The sequence below is a fragment of the Streptomyces lasiicapitis genome, assembly GCF_014646335.1.
Lineage (GTDB): Bacteria > Actinomycetota > Actinomycetes > Streptomycetales > Streptomycetaceae > Streptomyces > Streptomyces lasiicapitis.
In genome coordinates, this window is record NZ_BMNG01000010.1 from 223,570 (window position 1) to 249,788 (window position 26,219).

The following is a 26,219-nucleotide window of genomic DNA, read 5'->3' on the forward strand; positions in this document are numbered from 1 at the left end:
GTCGGGATCGGCTAAGAAGCTATGCGCGGGGCTCGGGCGGGGCGATGGACGCAATGCGGTGGTCGTGGTGAATATCGCCATCGCCGCGGCGGAAGTCACCGGGCGTGGCCCCGGTCTCGCGGCGGAAGAAGCGGCAGAAGTACGCGGGATCGCCGAATCCCACCCGGTCAGCGACCTGACGTACCGTCAAGTCAGTGCAGGCGAGCAGGCGTTTGGCCTCGTGCACGCGGGCCTGACGCAGGAGTTCGCCGGGGGTGCGGCCCATGGCGGTCTTCACCGCCTCATTGAGGTGGCTGACCGAGACGCCGAGGTGTCCGGCGCACTCGCGCACCGACCACGGCAGCGCGTGCGGCGCGTTCACCAGGGCGACGAACCGGGTCGCCACCTGCGGGGTACGGGCGGGAGGCTGGTGGGTCCGGCCGGGAGCGGGCAGCCGTGCGGCGCGGACCACGAGGATGTGGAGCAGCGCCCGCAGGACGCCGCCGAAGCCCTCGGCGCCCGTCCGGTACTCGTGGTCCATCTCGGCGACGAGGTGCGCCGCCCAGGCCGCGTCCCGTTCGGGCAGCTCCAGCCAGGGGCGGCGGCCGAGCCGGCGCAGCAGGGCGCGGTCCGCGGGCCGCTCGATGAGGAAGTCGTCGGTGAAGACCACGACGCAGCCCTCCAGGCCGCGCACGCCGTCCCAGTAGTGCACCTGCCCGGGTGCGATGAAGCACAGGTGGGGCGGCCGCAGCGTGAAGCGGGTCAGGTCGACGACATGGCTGCCGGTGCCGCCGGTGACGTACACGATCTCGTGGAAGGTGTGGCGGTGCGGGAAGGAGGCCCGGGACATCGGGCCGATGGTGTCGAAGGTGCCGATCGCGAAGGGCAGTGCGTTGGGCATCGGCACTTCGAGCCGGTGGACCGGCAGTCCTCCGGTGCCCGGGTCGCTGCCGTTCCCCTGGGTCGTACCGGGCAGAACCGTTGACCCGCGCATGCGTACGCTCCCCTCCCCGACGCCGTCCGCCCACGCGCCGGCGCCCGCCGTGGCGGCACCGCACGCCGACGGTTTGTCAGGTCCAGACCAATCGACGGTTCCACGATGGCACGGGCGGGCAGGCGCACCTACGGGTTCTCAGGCCAAGTTGGGCGACGACGGCGGGATTCCGCTTCGGGAGAAGGGTCTGGGCCAGGGTTCAGGTGCCCAGGTCGAGGCAGACCAGGCGCTTGTCCCGGTGCGCCGTGAGGGCCGCCTCCCAGAGGGGCAGCGTGAAGGGCGGGACCAGTGACGTGTCGATCCGCTCGGGCGGCACGAAGCGGCAGCCGGCCCGCCCGTCCGCGGCCTGCGTGAGGGCGCTCCGCTGCCGGTGGCTCACCTGCCCGGCGTCGAAGACGTGGTGCACGCGCGGCATGAGTCCGCCCGCGTCGAGCCAGGCGGCGACCAGCAGCGGGCCGACCCGCAGGTCGAGGCCCAGGGTCTCGCGCAGCTCGCGGGCGCACGCGGCGTCCGGCAGCTCGTCGTCCTCGACATGGCCGCCGGGCAGGGTCCAGTACACGGTGTGGGCCGGGTTCACCAGGAGCACGTCCCCGTGCTCGTCGGTGATGAACGCCGCCGCCGACGCGCCCCAGGACACGGCGGCGGCCTCCGTGCCGTCCTCACGGCCGTGCCTCGTCGTCACCTGCGTACCGCCAGTTCAGTCGTTCACGGCGTCCGACCGACGCCCGATCCCGCGGCGGGCGGAACCGGCAAGGCTTCGTCCGTCGCGGCCGCACCCCCGTGTCGGCCGCGACGAACGGTCTTGTGCGGGCCCGGTCACGGGCCCAGTGCCGGCGTGGCGGGTCGGCGGCCGCCACGACGGAATGCGATGTCTCAGTGGCCCATGCCCGCGCCGCCGTCGACGGGAATGACGGCGCCGGTGATGTAGCCGGCCTCGGGCGACGCGACGAAGGCGACCGCGGCGGCCACCTCCTCGGGCTTGGCGAGGCGGCCCATCGGGATCTGCTGGACCATGGTCTCGCGCTGCTCATCGGTGAGGCTCTCGCTCATCGCCGTCTCGGTCAGGCCGGGCGCGACGACGTTGACCGTGATGCCGCGCGAGCCCAGCTCACGGGCGAGCGACCGCGCGAAGCCGACCAGGCCCGCCTTGGAGGCGGCGTAGTTGGCCTGACCCGCCTCGCCGCGCAGGCCCACGGCCGAGGAGATCACCACGATGCGGCCGGAGCGCGCGCGGAGCATGCCGCGGGTCGCCCGCTTGGCGACGCGGAAGACGCCCGTGAGGTTCGTGTCGAGGACGGAGGTGAAGTCGTCCTCGGTCATGCGCATGAGCAGCTTGTCGTTCGTGACGCCCGCGCAGGCCACCAGGACCTCCACCGGTCCCTGCTCCTCCTCCACCTCCTTGAAGGCGAGGTCGACCTGGTCCGTGTCCGTCACGTCGCAGCGCACACCGAAGAGGCCCTCGGGCGGCTCACCGCTGCGGTAGGTGACAGCGACTCGGTCACCGGCCGCCTGCATCGTGCGGGCGATGGCGAGGCCGATGCCTCGGCTGCCTCCGGTGATCAGTACTGAGCGGGGCACTGGGGACCTCTCTGGTCGGTGGCGGTGTCGTCTGTGGCGGTGGTACGGGGGGCCTCTTACGAGGCGGTGCGCGCGGAGGGAGGCGCGTCAGCAGGCACGCCGGACCCCCGAGCGCGTGAGCTGACCGCTCATCAGCGCGGCGGTGTCCATCAGGGCGTGTACGCAGCGCGAGCGCGCCACGGCGCTGCGCAGCCGGCTCTGCGGGGCGAGGAGCGCCACGGACCCGGCAACCACGGCTCCCCGCCACAGGGGCGCGGCCACGGAGTCCCAGCCCTGGAGCGGCGAGGGGCCGATGGCGTAGCCCTGTTCGCGGATGCGGTCGAGCCGGGTCCCGGGCGCCTGTGCCCCTTCGAGGCAGGCGAGGATGGCCAGGCCCGCGGCGTCGTGGTCGAGCGGCGCGCTCCAGACCAGACGCAGTTCCTCGGGCGCGGCCGACCGCAGTGCCGCCGCGTGGGCGCCGACGGCGCGTTCCGTGCAGAACCGCAGCGAGGCGCCCACCAGCAGGGGGGCGTACAGCAGGGACACCTGACCCGTACGTGACTGTAGAGTGACCAGTTCAGCACGCAGTGCAGGCGAGGTCTGACCAACTTTTGTATCCGTGACCTCATCGACGAGGTGGGTGGATCGGTGCGGTGTCTCCGTCAGGGCGTAGTGTCCGCGCGGGCCGCGCTGCTCGACCGCCGCTTCTCTGGCGAGGGCCCGCAGGTAGCGGTGCGTGGTGGGCGCGGGCAGTTCGGCCTGCTCGGCGATGACGGCCAGAGGGTGGGCGCCGGGACCCAGTTCACGCATGGCCCGCAGTACCGCCAGCGTCCGCGCCACCGCGCTGCCGGCGTGCTCTCGCGCCGGTGTGGCGACCGCCGGTGGCAGCAAGGCGAACTCCCTCTCGCGGGCATGATGAACCGCCGTGCCGTTCACGGGCGTGTTCCGATCCGGAACCCGATTCTCGTCGCCGGATCACCGCGAACACCAGGCCATGATTTTTCCGGTCCGCGATTTACCGGAAGTTCGACTTCCGATCCAGGCCTCCGGACCGTTCGCCGGCGGACCGTTCGCCGCCAGACCGTTCGTTTCAGCACGGGGAAAGGTTAGACATTGAACAACAAGGAGGCTCTGCAGCAATTGCTGCAGTACAAGCGCGGCCTGATAAGCCCCACCGAACTCGGCTCGCCCCGCCCCACCGGGCGCGGCCGCCGGTCGCGCGGGCTTTCGCAGGCCCGCGTGGCGCAGGAGCTGTTCGTGTCCGAGCGGACGTACGCGCTCCTGGAACGCGGGGAGATGGCGCAGCCTTCGGCGGAGTTCCTCGACAACGTGGCCAGGGTGCTGCGGATGGGGGAGCCCGAGCGGACCGCCCTGTACGTCTACGCGCTCGGCTACGAGCCCCCTTTCCCCATGGACCCGCTCGCGGGCACGCATGTGGGTCCGGCGTGGCTGACGGCCGTGCACCGGGTCAAGGGACAGCCCTGCTACATCAATGACGTCGCCTGGAACGTGCTGGCGTGCAATGACGATTTCGTCCGTATGTTTCCGCAAGTCCCGGGAAGGGTGCCGCAGTTGCCCGAGCGCAACCTGATGCGCTGGATGCTGCTCCGGGAAGACGCGCGGGAGTGCCACTTGGTCGACTGGGAGTCGAACTGGGCGGTCAAGGTGGCCGCGCAGTTGCGCACCGCGTTCGCCGCGCACCCGCACAACAAGGACCTCCAGATGCTGGACGAGGAGGTCAACGACGATCCGGTGGCGGGCCCCATCTACCGTCGGCACGACATCGCGTACGTCCATCCCGACGGCGACGGGCGGCCCATGCGGCACGCGGGGACGGCCTCGCTCGGCGTCGAGCAGGACGGCGCCACGCGGTGCTGCGACCAGCACGCGCCGTCCGTGCTCGGGAGGGTGACGATGTGTACGGCCCAGCCGCTGCAGTCGCCCGGCTCGCGCTTCTTCTTCCTCGTGTTCGCGCCCACCGCGTCGGAGTCCGGCGAGGCCGGGCAGCACGCTTCGGGCACCGCCGGGCCGGAGGGCGTGGTGTCTTCGGGGTCCCCGCACGGGTGAGAATGCATGACCATGAACACTGCTCCGACTCTGCTTCCCATAGCTCCCGGTGTCCACGTCTGGGCCCCCGGCTCGACCGGGAGCTGGGGACTCGCCAACTGCGGACTGCTCACCGCGGGCGGCCAAGCGGTCCTGATCGACACGCCGTACACCCTGAACCTGACCGACGACTTCCTCGCTGCGGCCCACGAGGCCGCCGGGCCCGGCGTCGACATCAGCGCCGTCCTGACGACGCACGGCAACGGCGACCACAGCTGGGGCAACCAGCGGGTGACCGGCGCCGAGATCGTCGCCACGCACCGCACGCTGGAGCACCAGTGCTTCGAGCCGAGCCCGGAGCAGTTGGTCCACCTCGTCGAGGGCACCGACCCGGAGCAGCCGCTCGGCTGGTACTTCCGCCGGCACTTCGGCCGGTTCGACTTCGGCGGCATCACCGTGCAGAAGCCCACGAAGACGTTCCGGGACCGCATGGATCTCCGGGTGGGCGACATGCCCGTGGAGTTGTACGAGGTGGGGCCCGCGCACACCGTCGGCGACCTGGTCGTACGGCTTCCCGAGCAGCGGGTCGTGTTCGCCGGTGACGTCGTCTTCGCCGGTGACCACGTGTGCCACTGGTCGGGGCCGCTGGAGAGCGTGGTCGGCGCCTGTGAGCGCATTCTCGGCTGGGAGCCCGAACTCATCGTGCCGGGCCACGGTCCGGTGCTCGACCCGGACGGGCTGCGGGCCCACATCGGGTATCTGCGGGACCTCGCCGAGCAGGCGCGCACGCTGCACGCGCGCGGGCTCTCGCCGGTGGCGGCCGCGCGGCACCTCATCGAGGAGGACCGCTACCCGGATCTGCACCTTCCGGAGCGCATGGTCATCACCCTGGCGTCCGAGTTCCGCCACCTCGACCGCGACGAAGCCGAGCCCGACATCCTGTCCCTGATGGACGACTGCTCGCGCATCGCCTGGGACCGCGCCGGGGTCGCACCGGTCCCGCAGGCCGGCTGACGGCGTACCGTCGCCCGGACATCGCCTGGCGGGCAGACCCAGCCCTCGCCGTTCCGGCGGCCGGAATACGGGCGCCGCGAATTCCACCGGTCGAAATACCGAACGGCCCTGCGGGGCAAAGGAGTTGCGCGGCGTACGCGGACAGGATGGGGTTCTCGCGTTGGCGTGCCGACACGGTCGGGGGAACGCCGACACGCGCCGAGCAGGGTTCTCCCCCCATCGCTCGGTGCGGCGCCGGTCAGGCGGGGGCACCGCCGGACCGGCCATGAATGCCGCCGCCGTCCCCCCGGCGGCGGCATTCGCATGCGCGCCCGCACCCAGGCGAACACCCACCCTGGGCCCGAGCGCACAGGAGCCGCCGCCCCGGGCAGGGCGGCGGCTCCTGGTCGTTCAGTGTCCTTCTGGTCGTTGAGGGTCCTTGAGGTCGTTCAAGGTCGTTCAAGGTCCTTCAGGTCGTTCGGTCGAGAGTGGGGCATCGGGACAGGGACCGGTCGGCTCGGATCTCTCCCGTGCTTCTCGTTCGCGCGTCTGTCGTCCCCGCTCTCGCGCAGGCGCTCACCTGGCGTGAGCGGTCAAGCTGTTCACACCTCCACTTCGAGGCACACGAGCCGCTTGTCCTTGCGGGCGGTGAGGGCGGCCTCCCACATGGGCTTGACGAACGGCGGGATCAGCGACGCGTCGATCCGCTCGGGGGACGCGAAGCGGTACTCCCCCGGGCCGTCATCGCGCAGCGTGATGGCACGCCGCTGTTCGGCGCTGACCTCCCCGGCGTCGAAGATGTAGTACACGCGCGGCATCAAGCCGTCGGAGTCGACCCAGGCGACCACGAGCAGGTCCCCCATCTCGACGTCCAGGCCGAGTTCCGAGCGGATCTCCCGGGCGCAGGCGGCGCTCGGGCTCTCCCCCGCCTCGACATGGCCCCCCGGAAGGTTCCAGTAGGCCGTGTACATCGGGTTCACCATCAGTACATCGCCGTGCTCATCGGCGATGATGGCCCCTGCCGAAGCGGCTAGGGACGTAGCAGTAGCATCCATGGCATCTTCCTGAATTAGCCCCGTCATGACGTGAGCACGGCTCATCAGGATCGGGCGGCTCGGCGAGCGGGGTCCCCAACCCCGCCCAGTGGGAGCGAGGACGGGCATCGCTCGCTCCCGGCAGTGCCGCGGTCCTCCGGGCAAGGCGCCCCCGCGCCCCGTTGAGAACCGCGACCGCTGACTTTCCATGGGCCGCACCACCAAGGAGCTCATGGTGCCGAGATGTGTCGCCACCTCTTCATCGCTCCTCCCCGCCCCACCGTGGTCCAGCACGGGCCACGACGGTCCTGGCATCACCTGACGAAACGCTCGTTCCATCCGCAGGGGCCGACCAATCCCCGGGAAAAGCCACCGCAGTTGGGCGGGCGAGCCCATGGATACTGCGGCGCGGCATCATCACCGAACGGGGTATGAGCAGGACCGATGACTTGTCAGCCGGACGTCCCCCACCCCCATGTGGGAACCCGGCAACAGTTCATACGGACGAATGGAACATCCGGGCAGGATTCGTTCCCCGTCAGAGCCAGCCTGCCCCCGGCTCCGGCGTAGACAGATCCTGATGCACTATCACAGGCGGTGTCAACGATTGAGAACGACGCATGTCATGGGCGTGCGCCCCCGATGAACCCGCGGAGTGCTCCCCTCGGCGCTTTCGGTGCACCACAACGCGCGTAGCGCGACCCCGCTAGAGGCGCCCTCGACCGCCCTCGGGACCGCCGTCCGCTCTACGTCCCTGAACCACCTTGACCAGCTCGTCCAGGGCCGGAAGCAGGTCCCGCAGCGTGTCGATCTGCGCGCCGTCGGCCGTGCTGCGCAGGGCGATCGAGCGGGCGCCCAGCTCCTGGAGCACCGCCCGCGTGGCCAGCTTCGGCAGGTCCTCGTTGACCATCCGACGAAGGTACGTGATCAGCGCGGCGCCTTCGGTGCGGGAGCAGAAACCCTCCGGTGCGCCGTAGAAGAGCTCCAGGCGGGCGGCGTGGTCGTGGTTCGCGCCGCGTTCGCCGTTGAGGAGGTTCGAGACGTGCTGTGCGGAGATTCCGGTGGCCCTCGAGATCTCCCTCAGTCCGTACGCCTCCTTGCCCGCGGGGGTCTCCTTGAGGCGGGTCCGCTGCAGGAAGCGCAGCCGCTGCTGGAACAGGGCCTTGCGGAAGAGTTCGCGGGCGTTCTTCTCCCGGGGCTCCTCCTCGGGGAGTTCACCGGCCAGCAGGGAGCGCACCCGCTCCGGCTCGATGCCGGTCGCGCGGGAGATGAGCACGGCGTCCAGGAGGCGTCCGCGCGAGGTGCCGAGCCGCAGGGCGTAGGCGTCGACGTCGTCGAGCAGACGGGCGATCTCGTGTCCGGGCGCCGGTTGGTGGTCGGCTGCGTTCACCTGAAGGTCTCCATGGGCCACGGAACTCGTTGGGCGCCCTGAGGGTATCCGCCTCAACCGTCCCCGGCCAGCGTCGTCTTCAATTGTTGACACAGCGTTGGCCGTACACTGTTCGACTTTCGGGTGATTCCGGCGCACTGCCCTCGCTCCGGTCCAATGACAGGGCCGTCCTTGACCGTTGAGTCTTAGCGGCGCCGCCGGTCCCTCGCGTCAACCGCCTGATAATGTCCCTGCGCAGGTCAGCGGGCACACGCCCGCCACGTAGGGGACGGGGAGCGTGAACGGCCGATGAGAGGCGCCAGCGCACGGGCGCAGGTCCCGTGTGTCGCGGATCCGGCACGAAGAGCGGGGACGGGGCACAGGGCACGCGAGGTACGCGGGACCGTGCTGCCGCCGCCCGTCGGGCGTCCCGGGTCCGCAGCCGATCCGCGCCGGGAGAGCTGAACCGTGCCGACCGTCGGCGCCCCCGCCGTGTGGCACCACACCGGCCGGGCGCGCGTCGCCGACGCCTCGACCCGCATCCGCTCCGCCGTGCGCAAGCGCCGTGCCTGGGCCAGGGCGCGCCGGCGGGCCGTCCGCATCATCCACGACGACCTCGGTCTGCGGCCCGGCCAGGGCCTCCAGGAGCTCGTCGACGCCGTCGCCCGCGAGCGCGGCAGGACCATCACCGTCCTGAAGCTGTCCCTCCCCACCCACGTCAGCGGGTTCTGCGTGCAGGGGGACGTGGACGACACCGTCGTCATCACCTCCCACACCAGCGAACGACAGGGCCTGCACGTCCTGTTGCACGAGCTGTACCACCTGCTCAGCGGCCGCGCGCCGGACGTGGATCCGTACGCCGTCACCGCCTGCGACCTCCTCGACGCGCACGATCTCGCCGAGCAGATGCCCTCCCTCCCCGTCGACGCGGTGCGGGAGGTGCTGACCCGCCCCGCCCAGCTCCGTACCGGCTACGAGGAGGACGAGGAGTGGGCGGCCGAGGTCTTCGCCACCGTCGGCCTGTTGATGCTGTCCCTCGACAGGGCGGGCGGTCACGCCGGATCGCTCACCTCGTCCTTCACCAACCGGCACGCCGGCCTCTGATGTGGCACGCGCTGCTGACCGTGCTCGGCCTGAGCGCCGCCGCGATCGCCTTCACCGTCGCCGTCGGCAAGGCGCTGGCGGCCCGCCGCGAGCCGGCGCGCACGCTCAAGCTCACGGCGTCGTCCCTGTTCCACTCGGGGACCATCTTCCTGCTGGGCACGCCGGCCGTGTACAGCGCCGTCGGCACCGTCTTCGGCGCTCCCCATCTGGCGGCCCTGCTCATCAACACCGTGGGTCTGCTGTGCGTCGGCCATGCCCACCTGATGGCCGTGCTGTGGCATCCCGCGCACGGCGACGGCGAGCCCCCGCGCCGCCAGGTCCTCGCCTGGGCCCCGCTCTACGGGGGCACCGTCCTCGCCATGGCGGTCCTGTACGCGCTGGCCGATCCGGCCGGTGAGGCGCGGCCGCTCCTTTTCGCACCCGACTACGTGCACTCGCCCCAAGTCCTCGCCTTCCATCTCGTCTACTTCGTGGCGCTGTTCGCCGTCGTCACAGCCACGGTGCTGCGGTGCCGGGCGCTCCTGGCGTCGCAGGGGCCGCGGCTGACGCCGGAACTGCGGCGGTGCGTGCGCGAGTTCGCGCTCGCCGTGGGCCTGGACCTCGCCCATGTCTGCTGCGTCGCGGCGGCGATGATCGGGGCGGCGGGCGGGCTGCGGCTCGACGGGCTCGCGGAGGCCGCGTGGCTGACGACGGCCGCGAGCGGGCTCGTCGCCAACTACAGCCTCGTACGCCTGTCGCTCGCCGCCCGCCGCCAGGAGCGGCGCGACCACCAGACGCTGCGCCCCCTGTGGCAGACCGTCGTGCGCGCCGACCCTCAACTCGTCCTCGCCCCCGGCCTCCTGTGGGGTGGCTGGGACACCCGCATCGCCCTCTCCCGCAGGCTCGTCGAGATCCGCGACGGCGCCCGCAGCCTGAGCCCCTGGATGAGCAGCGCGCCCGCCCGCGCCGTGGAGCAGCTTGCCCGGCGCGGCTTCGTCGGCTTCGACCTCGTGGCGGCGCAGGCGGCGGCGACTCTTCTGTACGCCGCCGACGCCCGCGGCAACGGCCGCCCACCGGCCGACTCCGCCACGCTCCTGGCGGCGCTCCCCGGGGAGGACGTACCCGCGACAGCGGAACGCGCCCACCTGGTGCTTGTGGCCCGCCATCTCGACCACCCGGTGGTCCTGGAGGCGCTGGTGCTGGCGCGGCGCGCGCGGGCGGGGGCGGGGGTGGGGCGGAGGTAGGCGAGCCCCGGGGCGGCCGCGCTCGGGAAGGCGGCCGGGACAGCTCACCTCGTACGGGGCGGCGCGGCCCACGCCCAGGGACAGCGCCGGACTGGCCTGTGGCGAGGTGTCTTGTCAGCAGGACCAGAGCCGCCCACGCTCGGCAAGACGACCGGGACAGCTCACCTCGTACAGAGCGGCGCGACCCGCGGCCCGCGACCGGGGACAGCTCCGGCCTCGGCGCCGGACCGGCCTGAAGCCGAGGTGTCTCGTCGGCAGGACCGGGGTCGGCCGCGCGTGGCAAGGCGGTCGGGGCGGCTCGGCTCGTACGGAGCGGGGCGGGCCACGGCCGGGGACAGTCCCGGGTTCAGCGCCGGACAGACCTGAGGCGGCTCACGCACGGTCGACCGTGCTGCCCGTCCCGACCGCCCCGTCCAGCAGCGGTCCGAGCTCCCGTGCCGCCGTCTTCAGCGCGCGTACGTCCCGTTCCGCGCGGGCCATCAGCAGGGCCCCCTCCACCGTGCTGACCATGAGCATGGCGAGTGCTTCGGCGCGGGCGGTGGGCACGTTCATGTCCGTGAGTGCCTGGGCCACCGGGCCGGTCCAGGCGGCGAACGCCGCGGCCGTGGCCGTCCGCGTGGACTCGCTGTCCTCCGCGCAGTCGATGACGGCCGCGGCGACGGGGCAGCCGGACCCCGCGTCCGGCGTCTCCAGCTCGTCCGTCCACTGGCGCACCATCGCGGCGAACAGCCCGCTCGGCGTCGGCTCGGCCATCGCCGCGACGAACCGCGCGACCTGCCCCGCCGCGTACCGCCCCGCCCACTCCACGGCCTCGTTGACCAACTGCTCCTTGCCGCCGGGGAAGTAGTGCTGGAGGGAGCCGCGCGGCGCCCGCGCGTGCGCGACGACGTCCCGCATGCCGGTGGCGCCGACACCGCCCCGGCGCATCAACTGAACCGCGCTGAACACCATGCGCTCGCGCGGACCCCGCCCGGACACCTCGCCTGCCGCCACGTCGCCGCCTCCACCTCACTCACCGCGCGCCCCGTGGGCGAAGCCCGCCACGGTCGCCGCGTACGCCGAATTCCCTGGGCCGCACCGTACTTCGCCCGCTACTATGACAGCTGTCATAGACGGCTTGGTCGAGGGCCCCCGCGGGCCAGAGGCAGGAGTGCGCGATGGACGTGGGGTTCATAGGTCTCGGGGTCATGGGGCAGCCCATGGCGCTCCAACTCGCGCGGTCCGGCGCGCGGTTGATCGTCTGGAACCGCACGGCTGCCAAGTGCGCACCGCTGCGCGCGGCAGGGGCGCGGGTGGCGGCGACCGTCGACGAGGTCTTCGAGGAGGCGCCCGTCGTCATCCTCATGCTGGCGAGCAACGCCGCGATCGACTCGGCGCTCGGCCGGGACACGGAGGCGTTCGGTCCGCGGGTCGCGGGGCACACGATCGTGCACATGGGGACGACGTCGCCCGAGTACTCGCGCGATCTCGCGGCGGACGTGCGCGCGGCGGGCGGGCGCTACGTGGAGGCGCCGGTGTCCGGGTCGCGCGAACCGGCCGAGGCGGGGCAGTTGGTGGCGATGCTCGCGGGTGAGGCGGAGGACGTGGCGGCGGTGCGGCCGTTCGTCGAGCCCATGTGCAAGGAGACGTTCCTGTGCGGCCAGGTGCCGGACGCGCTGCTGATGAAGCTGGCAGTGAACCTCTTCCTGATCACCACGGTGACGGGCCTGGCCGAGTCGTTCCACTTCGCGGAGCGGCAGGGCCTGGACACGAAACTGTTCCTGAACGTGCTCGACGCCGGGCCGATGGCGAGCGGCGTCTCACGGATGAAGTCGCCGAAGCTGCTCTCCGGGGACTTCGGCGTGCAGGCGGCCGCCCTGGACGTCCTCACGAACAACCGCCTCGTCGCCGAGGCGGCGCGCTCGTCGGGCGTGGCCTCGCCGCTCCTCGACGTCTGCCACAGGCTGTTCGCCGACACCGTGGCGCTGGGGCACGGCGGCCTGGACATGGTGGCGGTGCTGCGGGCGATCGAGGCCCGCACGGACGCGCCCGGTCCCGCCTCCGCCTGATCGCCGATCACGCCGGGCGGCCCAGCCACCTGATGGGGTGACCGGGCCGCACAACCGTGTTCGCTTCAGGAGGCCACGTACGCCTTCTTCAGAGAGCCACGTACGCGTTACAGCGTCGCGTCCGCCGAGGAAGCCTTCTCCGACACGGAAACCTTCTCCGGCGCGGATCCCGCCGCGCTCGGCGTCTCCGACTCGGCCACCTTCCTCAACACCTGCGTACGAGGCGCGTGCGCGGCCTTGAGGCCGAGCAGGGCCACGACCGTGACAAGGGCGAAGGCCGCTCCGGCGATCGCGAAGCTGAGGGTGAACTGGCTCTCCTCGGGCAGCGCGGGCATCCCGGCGGGAAGCTTGATGGTCTTGGACGCGAGGAGCGAGGTGATCATCGCGCTGGCGACGGCGCTGCCGACGGAGCGGGAGATGGAGTTGATGCCGTTGGCGATGCCGGTCTGGTGGGCCGGGACGCTGGCGACGATCAGCGCCGGCATGGAGGCGTAACCGAAGCTGATCGCGAGACCGACGACCATGCCCGCGCCGATCACCGAGGCGGTGGTGTCGTGCGCCAGGGTCAGCCAGGCGAAGCCGACCACACCGAAGCACGCTCCGGCGGCCAGCGTCGCGCGCGCCCCGATCCGGCGGACCAGGACACCGCCGAACTGGGCACCCACCAGGGAGACCAGGGTGGTCGGCAGCAGGTACACGACCGAGGCGTCGAGCACGGAGGCGCCGAAGCCGTAACCGGCCAGCTGCTCGGGCATCTGCACGAGGTAGGAGACGCCGATGAACTGGGCGAACATCGCGAAGCCGAGCAGCAGGCCCGCCAGGTTGGTGAAGAGCACGGGGCGGTGCGTGAACATCTTCATGTCCACCATCGGCTCCTTCACGCGCGTCTCGGTGAAGACCCACACCCCGACCATGACGACCGCGGCGGCGAAGCTGCCGAGCGTGCGGCCGGACGTCCAGCCCCACTCGTGCCCCTGCGAGATCGGCAGGAGCAGCAGAACAAGGAGCAGCGCCAGGGTGAGCGCGCCCAGCCAGTCGGTGCGTCCACCCGTCTTCGAACGTGACGCCGGGACGACGAACAGCACGCCGACGAGCGCCACCACGGCGAGGACGACCGCGAGCCAGAAGACCCGGTGGTAGTCCGGGTCGGAGCCCTGGGTGAGGAGTCCCGCGCCGACCAGGGCGAGGCCACTGCCGAACGCGAGCGTGCCGCTGACCAGGGCCATCGCGCCGTGCAGCTTCTCCGGCTTGATCTCCTCGCGCAGCACGGACAGGGCGAGCGGGAAGATCGCGGTCGCCGCGCCCTGCATCACCCGGCCGACGATGAGCCAGGTCAGCGAGGTCGTGGTGGCGGCGAGCACCGAGCCCGCGATCATCACGAGCAGCACGCCGACGAGGGTCGGCTTCTTGCCGTGCATGTCGCCGAAGCGACCCAGGAGTGGCGTGAAGACGGCGGCGGACAGCAGCGTGGCCGTGGTCACCCAGCTCACGTTGGCGGTGGTGGCGTCCAGCTCGCTCTGGATGATCCCGAGGATCGGGACGACCAGCGTCTGCATCATCGATACGACCATGGCGGCGAGCCCGAGGACCAGGACGACCGCGGTCTGTCCGGAGGGCCGAGCGGCCGCCGTGTGCTGTGCGTGAGACACGGAACTCTTTCCCAACTACTTAAGAACCTAGAAGCTTGAAAACTTCAAGTAATGCCTTTACGGTAGACATCAATATTTGAGATGGTCAAGTTTCCGGGGCTCAATCGGATCGTAAGGTGGATCACATGCCAGGACCCCCACGCGTCGACACGGCCCGGCTCATGGAGCTGCTCGCGGTGTCGCTCGGCGCCTACTACGGCGACTTCACGGCCGCGGCCGCCCGCGAGAACCTCACGGCCAGCCAGGGCAAGACGCTCAGCGTGCTGCGCCGCGGCCCCGCCGCGATGCGCGTGCTCGCCGAGACACTGGCCTGCGACGCCTCCAACATGACGGGCATCATCGACCGCCTGGAGAAGCGCGACCTGGTCCGCCGCGAGCCCAGCCCCGGCGACCGCCGCGTGAAGAACGTCGTCCTCACCCCCGAGGGAGAGCACGCCATCGACACCATCCGCGCCTCCATGCACACCACGCTGGAGGGCCTGGCGACGCTCGACGCCGAGGACCGGGCGACGCTGTACGCCCTCCTCGACCGCGTCTTCACGCCACGCCCCGCGGACTCCTGACCGGCGCCGACGGCGAAGCGCCGCCGCGAGGTTCCGGCCGGCCGCTGCACCGGGACGGCCCGCCCCGTATAACGGGGGCATGAGCGATCACCCTGCGAGCCGCGTCCGGCGCCTGCTGCGCGCCCTCGACCACGCCGCGTTCGAGAAGGTCGCCACGAGGTCGTGGCCCGGTGCCGAACGCGCCCTGCCCCGGCTGAGCCGCGGAGCCAACCACGGGCTGCTGTGGTTCGGCGTCGCGGCCGGCATGTGGGCGGTCGGCGGTACCCGGGAGCGACGTGCGGCGGTGCGCGGCGTCGCCTCGCTCGCCCTCGCGTCGGCGACCGTCAACACCCTCGGCAAGGGCGCGGTGCGCCGCACCCGCCCCCTGCTCGACGGGGTCCCGGTCATACGACACCTGCCGCGCCAGCCCGTCACCAGCTCCTTCCCGTCCGGCCACGCCGCGTCCGCGGTCGCGTTCACCGTGGGCGCGGCCCTGGAGTCGCGCCGCTGGGGCGCCGCGATCGCGCCCGTCGCGGCGTCGGTCGCCTTCTCCCGCGTCTACACCGGCGTGCACTACCCGAGCGACGTCCTGGTGGGCGCGGGTCTCGGGGCCGGTGCCGCCTTCGCCGTACGCGGCCTCGTCCCGTCACGCTCCCAGCTCCCGCCGCCGGCCCGGCCGCGCGCCGACGCCCCGGCGCTGCCCGACGGCGAGGGCCTGTTCGTCGTGGTCAACCCGTCCTCCGGCGCGCAGCCGCAACTCGCCGATCCCGTACGCCAGTTGAAGATCGCGCTGCCGCGCGCCGAAGTCATCATCTACGAGCCGGACGCGGGACCGCTGCCCGAAGTGATCGCGGAGGCGGCGCGGGACGCGGCCCGACGCGGCGGCGTCCTCGGCGTGTGCGGCGGCGACGGCACCGTCAACGCGGCCGTGATCCCCGCCCTGGAGCACGGCGTGCCCCTGATGGTGCTGCCCGGCGGCACCTTCAACCACTTCGCCGCCGACCTCGGCCCCGAGTCCGTCGCGGAAGCCTGCGCGGCCGTGGCGCGGGGCACGGCCGTCCGCGTCGACGTCGGCCGGATCACCCCGATCCCGTCCCCGCACTCCCCCGCAAGGGCGGACGCACAGCCCGCGTACTTCCTCAACACCTTCAGCCTCGGCTCCTACCCCGACCTCGTACGGCTGCGGGAACACTGGTCGCCGAGGATCGGCGGCCCCGCAGCCACCCTGCTCGCCGTGAGCCGGGTCCTGCGGACCACCGAACCGCTGCGCGCCGTCGTCAACGGGCGGCGCCGCGCGATGTGGCTGCTGTTCGCGGGCAACGGCGCCTACCGCAACGTGGGCATCGCCCCGGTACGCCGCCACGACCTCGCCGACGGCCTCCTGGACGTACGCATCGCCCACGGCGGCCACTTCGCCCGCACCCGCCTGCTCGCGACCGCCCTCGCGGGCGGCCTCGCCCGCACCCGCCTCTACGCCTCGGCGCACTCCCGCCACCTCACCGTGACGGGCCTGCCCGAAGGGACGCAGATGGCGTACGACGGCGAGGTGCGGGACGCGCCCGGCGCGCTGCGCGTCGACAAGCTGCTCGAGGCGCTGACCGTGTACCGGCCCCTGACGGAGGGACCGACCCTCGACCACTGAGGCGCTCCGCTCAGCGCAGCAGGTCCCCCAGCACGGCGATGCCCTCCCGGATGTCCGACGGCGTGCTCGCCGCGTAGCCGAGGACCAGGCCCGGCCGCCCCGGGCGCTGGGCGTGCCAGGACAGCGGCTGCACCTTGACGCCGCGTTCCAGTGCCGCGGCGGCCAGCGCGGTGTCGTCGCGCCCCGCCTCGAAGGTGACCATCAGGTGCAGGCCCGCGGCGGCGCCGTGGACGACGGCGCCCGGCATGCGGGCCCCGATCGCCGCGATCATCGCGTCGCGGCGGCCGCGATGGCGGCGGCGCAGGAAGCGAAGATGCCGCTCCAGCTCACCGGACTCCATCAGGTGGGCGAGCACCAGTTGGGGCAGGGCCGCGTTGCCGAGGTCGGCGAACCGCTTGGCGTCGACGAGGGCGCTCCGGTGGCGGCGGGGCGCGAGCAGCCAGCCCACGCGCAGGGCGGGCGCGAGGAGCTTGGAGACGCTGCCCGCGTACGCGACGTGGTCGGCGAGGGTGGAGCGCAGGGCGGGCACGGGCGGCCGGTCGTAGCGGTGCTCGGCGTCGTAGTCGTCCTCGATGATCAGTCCGCCGTCCCGGGCCCAGTCCGCGAGTTCACGGCGCCTGCCGCCGTCGAGGACCACGCCGGTCGGGAACTGGTGGGCCGGGGTGAGCAGCGCGACGCGGGCTCCGGTGGCGCGCAGCGCGTCGACGCGGATGCCCTTCGAGTCGACGGGGACGGGCGGTGACTGGAGCCCGGAGTTGTGCAGATGCTGTCGGATGCCCAGCGAGCCGGGGTCCTCGATCGCGACGCGGGTGACCCCCTCGTCCCGCAGCACCAGCGCGAGCAGTCCGAGCGCCTGGGCGGTGCCCGCGACGATCAGGACCTCGTCCGGGTCGGCGGCGATCCCCCGGTTCAAGGCGAGCCAGCGCGCGACGGCGCGGCGCAGGGCGGGGGTGCCGCGCGGGTCGCCGTAGCCGAAGTCCGACGGCACGAGTCCGGCGAGCACCGACCGCTCGGCGCGCAGCCAGGCCGCGCGCGGGAACGCGGCGAGGTCCGGCAGGCCGGGCGAGAGGTCGATGCGGGCGGGGGCGGCGCGCAAGGCGTCGAAGGTGCCGGTCCCGGGCGGGGCCGTGAACAGCCCCGGCTGCCCTGACGTGCCGTCGTCAGCGGTCACTTGACGCTCCGTCGGACGCGCGAGGGGCGCCGCGAGCACGACGGTCCCGCCCCTCCCCCGCCCCGCCACGTGCCCGTCCTCGGTGAGCCGCCGGTACGCCTCGGTCACCACGCCGCGCGAGACGCCGAGCTCCCCGGCGAGTACGCGGGTGGCGGGCAGCCTGCTGCCGGCGGGGAGCAGCCCGTTCGCCACCGCGTACCGGATCTGCCGGGCCAGCCAGTCGGCCATGCCGCCCTTGGGGGCCTCGGCGGGGTTCAGCTGGAGGAAGTCGGAGGCGGACAGGGTCTTCCCGGCCGTGTCCGGTGCGGACGGGGCCGCCCCGGCCGCGCCCGGAGCAGACGTGGCAGCCGTGCCCGGTGCGGTTATGGACCCATCAGAAGGAGATCCATTGGACCTGTTCATGGATCCATTGTGGCGGCAGAGTCAAGCCATGGAGTTCCTGCTGACCTCGCTCGTCCTCACCGTGACGCCCGGCACCGGAGTACTGTTCACCGTCGCGGCCGGCCTCTCGTGGGGCACCCGCGCCGGAGTGGTCGCGGCCGTCGGCTGCACCGTGGGCATCGTCCCGCACATGCTCGCCGCGATCACCGGTCTCGCCGCGCTGCTGAACGCCAGCGCCGTCGCGTTCCAGACGCTCAAGTACCTGGGTGTGGCGTACCTCCTCTACATGGCGTGGAAGACCCTGCGCGAGAAGAACGCCCTCGCGGCGGAGCAGGGGGACGACGCCCCGCGCTCGGCGGCGGACGTCATCGTGTCCGCCGTGCTGATCAACCTCCTCAACCCCAAGCTCACTCTCTTCTTCTTCGCCTTCCTGCCGCAGTTCGTCGACAAGGGCGAGCCGTACGCCTTCCTGCGGATGGCCGAACTCAGCGCCTACTTCATGCTGTTGACGCTGGTCGTGTTCGCCCTCTACGGGGTGTTCGCCGCCGCGGTGCGCGAGCACGTCATCGGGCGGCCGCGGGTCATGGCGTGGCTGCGGCGGGTCTTCGCGGGCGCGTTCGCGGCACTCGGCGCAAAGCTCGCCTTCCTCTGACGCCGCCGCAACGGCACTCCCCTCTCAGCCCTCTCCCGATCGGATCCACCATGCGCTTCCAGCACGCGAGCGACCTCTGGCAGGACTTCCCGCACCTCGTCCCCGGGGTGATCTTCACGCGGGGCATCACACACGACGCGTCGGTCGACCGGCCTGTCGCCGAGTTCAGTGCGGCGGCAGCAGAGCGACTCACCGCGACGCAGGAGAGCGGACTGCCCGAAGTCCAGGCCTGGCGGCGCGCGTTCTCCGCGATGGGCCTGAGGCCCACGCAGTACCGCTGTGCCTCCGAGTCCCTCCTGCGGCGCTTCCGCAAGGAGGGCTCCCTGCCCCGCATCCACCCCCTGATCGACCTCTGCAACGCCGCGTCCCTCGCGTACGGCATCCCTGTCGGCGTCTTCGACGTCTCCCGCATCAACGGGAATCTAGAAGTCCGGTACGCCGACGGGGACGAGGCCTACGAGACGTTCTCCGGCGAGGTGGAGCACCCCGACCCCCACGAGGTGATCTTCGCCGACGACACCCGCCGCGCCCACGCCAGACGCTGGACCAACCGCCAGAGCGGCTACTCGGCCGTCCGGGACAGCACGGCGGACGTACTGATCATCGTGGAGGGCCTGCACGAGACCGCTCCGGCGGACGTGGCGAAGCTGACCGGGGCGCTCGCGGACGAGTTGCGCGTCCACTGGTCGGTCGCGCCGGAGACGGCGGTGCTGACGCGGGCTTCGCCGCGCTTCGTGCGGTGAGGGCGGCGGGGTCTCAGGGCTCCCGGCGCCCCGCCGTCATCATCAGCGTGCTCGGCCGGACGGTGGCACGGGCCTCGGGTCGAACCTCCCGGTCCGAGGCGAGGTCGAGGCGCCACATCCTGGTCAGCGTGGCGATCGCCGTGGTGAGCTCGGTCATCGCGAAGTGATCGCCGATGCACTTGTGCTTGCCCGCTCCGAAGGGGAGGAAGGCACCCTCCGGAAGAGCGGCCTTCCACGGCTCGTCCAGCCAGCGGTCGGGGTCGAAGCGCAAGGGATCCGGGAACAGGGAGGCGTCACGGTGCAAGGCGTGCTGGCAGTAGGCCAGTTCCGTGCCGGGCGGGATCTCCCAGTCCCCGAGGCGGACAGCCGCGAGCGTGCGACGGGTCACCAGCCATCCGGTGTGATGCAGCCGCAGCGCCTCGGTGATGACGTTGCGGAGGTACGGGAGCCGGGACATGTCCTCGAAGGTCACGGCGCGGCCCGCGAGCACGTCCTCCAGTTCCTCCTGCAGCCGCGCGTCCACGTCCGGGTTGCGGGCGAGTTCGTACAGCACCCACGAGAGGACCGACGCCGTGGTCTCGGTGCCGGCCACCGCGAGCGTCAGGACCTCCGAGCAGATCTGATGGGCGGCCATCGGCCGGCCCGTCTCCTCGTCCTCGGCCCGCAGCAGGGTGGAGAGCATGTCCCCCGTGTCGTGCCCGGACGCGCGCAAGCCGTCCACCGCGTCGCCGATGACGGCCCGCACCGCCGCCCGGGAGGAGTTGAACCGCCAGTTGGCCGGCAGCGGCAGCCGCTCCACCCAGTCCGGCAGCATGACGCGTGCGCCGACGCCGTTCATCACCACCGACAGATCCCGCCGAAGACGACGGAACGCCTGCTCGTCCAGGCTCGAGGCGAACACCGTCGCCGCCAGCATGTCCAGCGACAACTTGACCATGGCCTCGCGCACGTTGAGCGTCCCGCCCGGCCTCCAGGCCGTGGCCGTGCGGACCACCTCGTCGCGCATCAGGTCGACGTACCGGGCTATCTCGTCGTGCCGGAAGGCCGGCTGCAACTGGCGCCGTTTGCGGACGTGGTCCGAGCCCGCGGCGGTCACCACGCTGTCCCCGCCGAGCACTTGGCCCATCTTCTCGAAGAACCGCCCCTTGTCGAGCCCGGGTGCGAGGTCCACCAGCATCGTGCGGATCAGCGCCGGATCATTCACGACGACGGTCGACTGCCGTGGCTGGAGATGGATTCTCACCAACGGGCCGTAGTCCCGCAGCGAGGCGACGAAGGCCAGGTTGTCACGCAGGAGGGGTATCGCGTGGCCCAGCAGCGGGAGGGCTCCCGCTGCCGTGGGGATGGGGGGCGCCGCAATGGTGGTCACGTCGGCTCAGTACTCCTGAAGCGGTAGGGACAGTTCCGCCCATCACTTCCCGTTCCGAGACCTGAGCAATCTGTGATCTGTGAGGCACGTGGGCCGAGTTGGCCAGATCACAGCATAGATCGTTTACGGCCGGGGCAGCCTCGAATCGCAACTCGATCAATGAGCATGCCAAGCGTCCGCTCGTGGGCGCCGGGGGGAGCCGTACGAGCACACCCCTAGGAGATCGTGAATGCCCCAGGACGTCCGGTTCGACATCCCCTTCTCCACCCCGGTCAGCGACCATCTCGACTACGCACGGGACCGGCACCTGAGCTGGGTGCGGGAGATGGAACTCGTGCGCAGCCAGGCCGGTTTCGACGAATACCTGACCTGGGACCTCCCCCAGGCGGCGATACGCACCTACCCGCACGCGTCGGCCGACGACATGGTCGTGCTGATGAACTGGTTCTCCCTGGCCTTCCTCTTCGACGACCAGTTCGACATGGCTCAGCCCGGCCGCGCCGATCGCATAGCGGATGTCGCGCGGGAGCTCGCCGTCACGCCGCTGCGCCCCGTGGGCAGCGCGCCCCGCGTCGTCTGCCCGATCACGAGGGCCTGGGCGCAGGTGTGGGAGCACCTGTCCGACGGCATGTCCCTGGCCTGGCGCACCCGGTTCGCCGCATCCTGGGGGCGGTTCCTGGTCGCGCACTCCGAGGAGATCGACCTCGCCGCCAGTGGCGCCACACTTGGCATCGCGGAGTACACGGCGTTCCGCCGGCGCACCGTGGGCATCCACCACAGCATCGACGCGGGTGAGCGCAGCCGCCGCTTCGAAGTGCCCGTGCAGGCCCAGGCCCACCCGGTGATGATCCGGCTGCGCGATGCCGCGGCGGACACCATCGGCTTCATGAACGACATCCACTCCTTCGAGCGCGAGGCACGGCGCGGAGACGGCCACAACCTCATCGCCGTGCTGCGCCGCGCCCACGACTGCGGCTGGGAGGACGCCACGGTCGAGGCCATCCACCGGACCGAGGAGCGCCTGCGGGACTATCTGCGGCTGGAGTCTCAGATACCCCAACTGTGCGACGAACTCCGCCTGAGCGACGACGAACGCGTACGCGTGGGGATGGGCGTCGAGGCCATCCGGCACTGGATCGGCGGCAACTACGAGTGGGCCCTGAGCACAGGCCGGTACTCGGCGGTCAAGAACACTCCCGCAGCCGCGGCCGAGAAGCGCGGGCACGGGTCCGTCGACGACTTGCTGAGCGTCTGACGCGTACGGAGGGTGCGACTCGGCCTCGGGGACTCCGGGTCGCACCCTCGTACGGCTACGTCTCCTGAGCCGTGAACGCGACCGGAAGGCGGTCGAGCCTGGCCTCCCACGAGGAGGCGGTGGCCGTGAGATCCGCGGGAGCGGCCGCGAGCCGCAGTCCGTGCAGCCGGTGGATCAGCACGTCGACCGCCGTCTCGATGATGGCCTGGCCCACGCCTTGTCCCGGGCACTCGTGGGAGCCGCCGCTGAACGCCAGATGGGCCTTGTTGCCGTGCAGGGCCGTCGTGGCGTCGGGCCGGACCTCCGGGTCCCGGTTGCCGGCCGCCAGGCCGAGGACCAGCAGATCGCCCGCCTTCACCTGTCGGCCGCCGAGTTCCAGGTCGGCCGTGGCGAACCGCCCCGGGCAGACGGCCAGCGGCGGGGTGTTCCACATGACCTCTTCGACGACCGCCGAGATGTCGAGCCGGCCGCTCACGAGACCGGCCATGTGGGACGGGTGGGTGAGCAGCAGTTGGAGCACCCGGGCCAGCAGGTTGCTGGTGGTGGTGTGCGCGGCGATCAGAACGAGCCGCAGATGGCTGAGAACCTCTTCTTCGTCCAGGTCCGCGCGGTGATCGAGGAGGCCGGTGGTGAAGTCCGACCCCGGCTCGGCGCGCTTGCGTTCGGCGAGTTCGCCGAGGATCTTCATGATGCGGTCGTTGTGAGCCAGCGCCTCCTCGCCGCCCTTGATCACCTGAGCGCAGGAGACGGCCAACTGCCGCCCCTCTCCCTCCGCGAGCCCGAACAGCCTGGTCAGTACGAGCATCGGCAGATACTCGGCGTACTCGGTGACGAGGTCGGCCTGCCCTGCGGCCACGAAGGCGTCGATCTGCTTGTTGGCGAAGTGCGTGACATGGCGTCGAATCCCACGGCCCGCGATCGCCTGCAGGTTGTCCGTCACCGCCGCGCGCAGCCGCCGGTGCGCCTCGCCCTCCTGGGAGACGCAGTCGGGGCGCCAGCCCACCATCTGGATCAGCGGGGAGGACTCCTCGACGCGGCCCTCCTTCCAGTCCCGCCAGATCCGTGAGTCCCGCGTGAACTGCCGCGGATTCTCCAGCACATGGCGGTTCTCCCGGTAGCCGAGCACCAGCCAGGCGTGCACGTCGCCCTCCAGCAGGACGGGGGCGACCGGGCCGTGCTGCTCGCGCAACCGCTCGTAGATCCCTTGTGGATCGTCCGACGCGTCAGGACCGTACAGGCGGGTGAGGGAGTCCTGCCCGCCGTGCGCCACGGGGCAGCCCGAGGTGGCGGGCAGGCCGGCGGGCGTGGGGGCGTTCATCGGGGTTCCAGGGTGGCGGCCGAGCGGTCCTTCAGATGGTGTATCAAAGCGATGAGCACGTCCCGACTCGATTTCCGGTCCCGGGCGTCGCACGTGATGATCGGGGTGTGCTGAGGGACGTCAAGCGCGTCCCTGACCTCGTCGATCGGGTGCTCCTTGGAATCAGGGAACACATTCAGACCGATGACGAACGGCACGTTCTGCCGTTCCATCTCCTCGATCGCCCGGAAACTGGACGCCAGGCGACGCGTGTCCACCAGGACGACCGCTCCCAGCGCCCCCTTGAACAGGCCGTTCCACAGGAACCAGAAGCGTTCCTGCCCCGGCGTGCCGAAGAGGTAGAGCACCAGTTGGTCGTTTATGCCGATCCGCCCGAAGTCGAGGCTGACCGTGGTCTCCTGTTTGTCCGCGATGCCGATGAGGTGGTCGACGTCGGCACTGGCCTGAGTCAGTGTCTCCTCGGTGGTGAGCGGCCTGATGTCGCTCACCGAGCGCACCATGGTGGTCTTGCCGGTGCCGAAGCCACCGGCGATCATCACCTTGACCGAGCGGCTTTCGGCGGGCAGTGCGCCGGGGATCGCCGGCTGGTCCGGACGGTCAAAGCCTTTCAAGACCACTGAGTACCTCCTCAAGGAGCGCGAGGTCCGGCCCGCGACCGGATACGGATGAAGCCGGAATGGGGTCACGGGCGTCCACCCGGCCCGCTGCGAGCAGGTCGGTCACCAGCACCGCGAGAATGTTGAACGGCAGCCCGAGGTGGGCACCCAGCTCGGCCACCGACAGCGGATCACGGCACCGGCGCACGATCTCCTCGTGCTCGTGCTGCATGCCGGGCGCGGGCGCGCCGCGCGAGACGATGAGCGTCGCCACGTCGAGCCCCGCGGCCGGCCCGGCAGGACCGCTGCGGCCGCCGGTGAGGACGTAGTAGCGCTCGAGGCCGGACGGGTCGGCGGGCCGCTTGGGGCCGCTCATCCAGACTGCTCCTCCCGGCGCGGAGTGGTGCCGAGAAGCTCACCCATCCTGCGGGCCAAGTCCCTCATCTGGTGACCGAGCAGCCCTTGGTCGAGACCTTCCTTGGCCAGTACTCCGAGGTACGTCTCCACGCCGGCCCGCACGACGAACAGGTGGCCGCCGTCGACCTCGATCATCGCGAGCCGCAACTGCCCGCCGTACGCGGGGAACTGCTCTGCGACCGGTTGGGCCAGGGCTTGGAGGCCCGCCACCACGGCGGCGAACCGGTCGACGTCGTCCGGGTCGTCGGCTCCGTAGGACGTGATGGCCTTGCCGTCGCTGGATGCCACCAGGGCGAAGCGGATCTCCTGAATGCTGTCCGTCAGATCACGCAGGGCCCAGCTCACGTCGGTCTCGTGCTGCGTCATGCGGCTAGTCCCTACCTTCCGTGTATTCCGTGTCTTCCGAGCGGGGCTCGTCGGTCGCCCGTCCGGCGGTGGCGAAGGCCGCCAGGCCGGTGAAGGACGCGTCCGGCGGCACGACGGGCTTGGTCACGGCCGCCGCGGGGGCGGCTTCCGGGTACCGGGACCCGTCCGTGGATCCGTCGCGCGGGGAGCTCCTGCGCCGCTTCGGCAGGCCTCCTGGAGTGGTGTCGGCCGCGGCGGCTGTGGCGCCGTCCTGAGGAGGCGGCTGCGGCATCGGTGCGGCGCCCTCCTGCGGCTCGGGCGGGGTGGCGGGGGCCGCCTCCGTGCCGGGGGTGGAGGAGGCCGGCAGCGGGCTGAAGTACTTGTGGGGCACGACCACGACGACGGACGTACCGAGCCAGGGCGAGTCCGCGAACGTCACCCGGATCCCGTACCTGCGGCCCAGCGTGCCCACGACACGCAGGCCGAGGTGCGCGTCCTCCGAAAGGCCACCGAGGCCGGGGCCCGCCGCCACCCCGTCGAGGGAGTCGAGGGCCTGCTGCTTCTTCTCCTCGTTCAGGCCCTTTCCGGCGTCCTGGATCTCGATGCCCACTCCGTTGGGCACCTCCTTGCCGGACACGATCACCGGCTCGGTGGGCGGCGAGTAGCGCGCCGCGTTGTCCAGGAGGTGGGCGAAGATCAGCGTGAGGTGGTCCACCAGGCCGCCGTCGACGCCGAGTTCGGGCAGGTGGCGGACCTGCACGCGGTCGAAGTCCTTGATGCGTCCGATGCCGCCGCGCACCACGCTCAGCAGGCGCTGCGGCTCCTGCCACTGGCGTCCGGGCCGGTCCGTGCCGCCCAGCACGCCGATGCTGGCGGCCAGACAGTCCGCGGGGCCGATCGCCTGGTCCAGTTCCATCAGCCCCTGGGCGATCACGGGCAAGCGGCCGTGCTCGCCCTGCATCTCGTGCAGGCGACCGCGGATCTTTCCCGTCAGTACGTGGAGCCTGCTGCCGATGCTGATGACGGCCTGCTCGGCCGACGTGCTGCGGTTGAGCTCCTCCTCGACGGCGATCAGGCCGGTGCGCAGCACCTTGCGCAGCGCCTTCCTGAACTCCGGTGACACATCGGTCTCTTGTGTCAGGTCCGGCAGTACGTCGTCGATCGCCTCACCGGCGCGCAGCCCCTTCAGGGCCATGGGCAGGAACTCGTCGCTCAGACGGGTGACCAGTTCCTGCTGCCGGTTCAGGCGCCACCGCCACGCCTTGACCTCGTCGGCGAGACGGGCCTCGACGGCGGCGTGCCGATCCCCGTGGTCCCGCTCCAGAGCGGCGACGTGCTGCTGCCACTGCTGGGCCTGCTGGATCCGGACCGCGTGCACCTCGGCGGTCGCGCGGCCCAGTTCCGCCCGCGAACGCAGCAGCAGGCGGACACAGAGCGAGGCGGTCGCGGTCGCACCAAGTCCCGCGAGCGCAAGAGGTATTCGCGCCTCACCGGAGTCGGCCACTGCGGTGGCGACCGTGCCCGCCCCCAACCCGAGCGGCAGCAGCCACCAGGTGCGCCAGGCCTTTGATCCTTGGGCCGCCGCCGGTGGCGGAGTGGCAAGTTCCATCTGCATCCTCAAACCAACGCGATCGAACAGGAGAGAACCAACGATTGGCCGCGCTCGTGTACCGGAAGCGCGCCCGGTATCAGCGGCACCCTCCCTGGTCACCTGCGTGCGTTCCCCCATACGGAAGCGCGACGGCACGGCATGCCGCAACGGACTGCAATCGCGTCAACACGCCGCGCCGTC

The 26,219-nt window shown here is 71.6% G+C and carries 25 protein-coding genes; 10 read left to right on the forward strand and 15 right to left on the reverse strand.

Annotation, left to right across the window (positions count from 1 at the left end):
- Positions 1–19 precede the first annotated feature (19 nt).
- The 4 genes from IEY91_RS22685 to IEY91_RS22700 form a co-directional block, all read right to left on the reverse strand.
- Positions 20–973, reverse strand: a complete 954-nt coding sequence (locus tag IEY91_RS22685; RefSeq protein ID WP_189175453.1) for a helix-turn-helix transcriptional regulator — start codon at positions 971–973, stop codon at positions 20–22.
- 199 nt (positions 974–1,172) lie between these two features.
- Positions 1,173–1,655 carry an NUDIX domain-containing protein gene (locus IEY91_RS22690; RefSeq protein ID WP_164317117.1) on the reverse strand — a complete coding sequence of 161 codons (483 nt, stop codon included), beginning with the start codon at positions 1,653–1,655 and terminating at the stop codon, positions 1,173–1,175.
- A 191-nt stretch (positions 1,656–1,846) separates the two neighbouring features.
- Positions 1,847–2,551, reverse strand: a complete 705-nt coding sequence (fabG, locus tag IEY91_RS22695) for a 3-oxoacyl-ACP reductase FabG (protein ID WP_189175454.1) — start codon at positions 2,549–2,551, stop codon at positions 1,847–1,849.
- Positions 2,552–2,638: 87 nt separating this feature from the next.
- Positions 2,639–3,421 carry a helix-turn-helix domain-containing protein gene (locus IEY91_RS22700; RefSeq protein ID WP_164317121.1) on the reverse strand — a complete coding sequence of 261 codons (783 nt, stop codon included), beginning with the start codon at positions 3,419–3,421 and terminating at the stop codon, positions 2,639–2,641.
- A gap of 222 nt (positions 3,422–3,643) precedes the next feature.
- On the opposite strand from IEY91_RS22700, the gene IEY91_RS22705 reads away from it, so the two are divergent.
- On the forward strand, positions 3,644–4,597 hold the full coding sequence (locus tag IEY91_RS22705; protein WP_189175455.1) for a helix-turn-helix domain-containing protein: 954 nt from the start codon (positions 3,644–3,646) through the stop codon (positions 4,595–4,597).
- Between the two features lie 12 nt (positions 4,598–4,609).
- Positions 4,610–5,590 carry an MBL fold metallo-hydrolase gene (locus IEY91_RS22710; protein ID WP_229697166.1) on the forward strand — a complete coding sequence of 327 codons (981 nt, stop codon included), beginning with the start codon at positions 4,610–4,612 and terminating at the stop codon, positions 5,588–5,590.
- Between the two features lie 581 nt (positions 5,591–6,171).
- Here the strand turns inward: IEY91_RS22710 and IEY91_RS22715 are convergent.
- Positions 6,172–6,624 (reverse strand): NUDIX domain-containing protein, encoded by a 453-nt coding sequence (locus IEY91_RS22715; protein ID WP_189175457.1) that lies wholly within the window; start codon positions 6,622–6,624, stop codon positions 6,172–6,174.
- A 685-nt stretch (positions 6,625–7,309) separates the two neighbouring features.
- Entirely contained in the window at positions 7,310–7,993 is a 684-nt protein-coding gene (locus tag IEY91_RS22720) for a helix-turn-helix domain-containing protein (RefSeq protein ID WP_164317129.1), read from the reverse strand.
- 447 nt (positions 7,994–8,440) lie between these two features.
- On the opposite strand from IEY91_RS22720, the gene IEY91_RS22725 reads away from it, so the two are divergent.
- Both IEY91_RS22725 and IEY91_RS22730 read left to right on the forward strand, forming a co-directional pair.
- Positions 8,441–9,076: a hypothetical protein gene (locus IEY91_RS22725; RefSeq protein ID WP_189175458.1), complete on the forward strand. Its 636-nt coding sequence runs from the start codon at positions 8,441–8,443 to the stop codon at positions 9,074–9,076.
- Positions 9,076–10,299 (forward strand): MAB_1171c family putative transporter, encoded by a 1,224-nt coding sequence (locus IEY91_RS22730; RefSeq protein ID WP_189175459.1) that lies wholly within the window; start codon positions 9,076–9,078, stop codon positions 10,297–10,299. The genes IEY91_RS22725 and IEY91_RS22730 overlap by 1 nt, the downstream gene beginning before the upstream one ends.
- 372 nt (positions 10,300–10,671) lie before the next feature.
- On the opposite strand, the gene IEY91_RS22735 is transcribed toward IEY91_RS22730, so the two are convergent.
- On the reverse strand, positions 10,672–11,250 hold the full coding sequence (locus IEY91_RS22735) for a TetR/AcrR family transcriptional regulator (protein WP_189175591.1): 579 nt from the start codon (positions 11,248–11,250) through the stop codon (positions 10,672–10,674).
- Positions 11,251–11,456: 206 nt separating this feature from the next.
- Between IEY91_RS22735 and IEY91_RS22740 the strand changes: the two genes are divergently transcribed.
- Positions 11,457–12,347: an NAD(P)-dependent oxidoreductase gene (locus tag IEY91_RS22740; RefSeq protein ID WP_189175460.1), complete on the forward strand. Its 891-nt coding sequence runs from the start codon at positions 11,457–11,459 to the stop codon at positions 12,345–12,347.
- 107 nt (positions 12,348–12,454) lie between these two features.
- Here IEY91_RS22740 and IEY91_RS22745 read toward each other — a convergent pair whose 3' ends face one another.
- A complete protein-coding gene (locus IEY91_RS22745; protein ID WP_189175461.1) occupies positions 12,455–13,996 on the reverse strand; it encodes an MFS transporter in 1,542 nt (513 codons plus the stop codon).
- A gap of 125 nt (positions 13,997–14,121) precedes the next feature.
- Here IEY91_RS22745 and IEY91_RS22750 point away from each other — a divergent pair, with 125 nt between their 5' ends.
- A complete protein-coding gene (locus tag IEY91_RS22750) occupies positions 14,122–14,559 on the forward strand; it encodes a MarR family winged helix-turn-helix transcriptional regulator (protein WP_229697167.1) in 438 nt (145 codons plus the stop codon).
- Between the two features lie 79 nt (positions 14,560–14,638).
- Positions 14,639–16,180, forward strand: coding sequence for a bifunctional phosphatase PAP2/diacylglycerol kinase family protein (locus tag IEY91_RS22755; RefSeq protein WP_189175462.1), 1,542 nt, complete (start codon positions 14,639–14,641; stop codon positions 16,178–16,180).
- A 10-nt stretch (positions 16,181–16,190) separates the two neighbouring features.
- Here IEY91_RS22755 and pdxR read toward each other — a convergent pair whose 3' ends face one another.
- Positions 16,191–17,753, reverse strand: a complete 1,563-nt coding sequence (gene pdxR, locus IEY91_RS22760) for a MocR-like pyridoxine biosynthesis transcription factor PdxR (protein WP_189175463.1) — start codon at positions 17,751–17,753, stop codon at positions 16,191–16,193.
- Positions 17,754–17,781: 28 nt separating this feature from the next.
- Here pdxR and IEY91_RS22765 point away from each other — a divergent pair, with 28 nt between their 5' ends.
- Positions 17,782–18,384 carry a LysE family translocator gene (locus IEY91_RS22765; RefSeq protein WP_189175464.1) on the forward strand — a complete coding sequence of 201 codons (603 nt, stop codon included), beginning with the start codon at positions 17,782–17,784 and terminating at the stop codon, positions 18,382–18,384.
- Positions 18,385–18,434: 50 nt separating this feature from the next.
- Positions 18,435–19,127 (forward strand): B3/B4 domain-containing protein, encoded by a 693-nt coding sequence (locus tag IEY91_RS22770; RefSeq protein ID WP_189175465.1) that lies wholly within the window; start codon positions 18,435–18,437, stop codon positions 19,125–19,127.
- 13 nt (positions 19,128–19,140) lie between these two features.
- On the opposite strand, the gene IEY91_RS22775 is transcribed toward IEY91_RS22770, so the two are convergent.
- Positions 19,141–20,496 (reverse strand): cytochrome P450, encoded by a 1,356-nt coding sequence (locus tag IEY91_RS22775; protein ID WP_189175466.1) that lies wholly within the window; start codon positions 20,494–20,496, stop codon positions 19,141–19,143.
- A 229-nt stretch (positions 20,497–20,725) separates the two neighbouring features.
- Here IEY91_RS22775 and IEY91_RS22780 point away from each other — a divergent pair, with 229 nt between their 5' ends.
- On the forward strand, positions 20,726–21,751 hold the full coding sequence (locus IEY91_RS22780; protein WP_189175467.1) for a 7-epi-alpha-eudesmol synthase: 1,026 nt from the start codon (positions 20,726–20,728) through the stop codon (positions 21,749–21,751).
- Between the two features lie 55 nt (positions 21,752–21,806).
- On the opposite strand, the gene IEY91_RS22785 is transcribed toward IEY91_RS22780, so the two are convergent.
- Genes IEY91_RS22785 through IEY91_RS22805 form a run of 5 tightly spaced genes read right to left on the reverse strand, consistent with a single transcriptional unit; the run spans position 21,807 to position 26,036 of the window.
- Positions 21,807–23,069: a cytochrome P450 gene (locus IEY91_RS22785; RefSeq protein ID WP_189175468.1), complete on the reverse strand. Its 1,263-nt coding sequence runs from the start codon at positions 23,067–23,069 to the stop codon at positions 21,807–21,809.
- Positions 23,066–23,686, reverse strand: coding sequence for a GTP-binding protein (locus IEY91_RS22790; RefSeq protein WP_229697168.1), 621 nt, complete (start codon positions 23,684–23,686; stop codon positions 23,066–23,068). The genes IEY91_RS22785 and IEY91_RS22790 overlap by 4 nt, the downstream gene beginning before the upstream one ends.
- Complete coding sequence (locus tag IEY91_RS22795) at positions 23,667–24,041, reverse strand: DUF742 domain-containing protein (RefSeq protein WP_164317176.1); 375 nt, start codon at positions 24,039–24,041, stop codon at positions 23,667–23,669. The genes IEY91_RS22790 and IEY91_RS22795 overlap by 20 nt, the downstream gene beginning before the upstream one ends.
- Positions 24,038–24,448: a roadblock/LC7 domain-containing protein gene (locus tag IEY91_RS22800; protein ID WP_164317178.1), complete on the reverse strand. Its 411-nt coding sequence runs from the start codon at positions 24,446–24,448 to the stop codon at positions 24,038–24,040. The genes IEY91_RS22795 and IEY91_RS22800 overlap by 4 nt, the downstream gene beginning before the upstream one ends.
- 4 nt (positions 24,449–24,452) lie before the next feature.
- The gene (locus IEY91_RS22805; protein ID WP_189175469.1) at positions 24,453–26,036 is read right to left on the reverse strand and encodes a sensor histidine kinase; all 1,584 of its coding nucleotides are present in this window, start codon (positions 26,034–26,036) and stop codon (positions 24,453–24,455) included.
- Between the last annotated feature and the right edge of the window lie 183 nt (positions 26,037–26,219).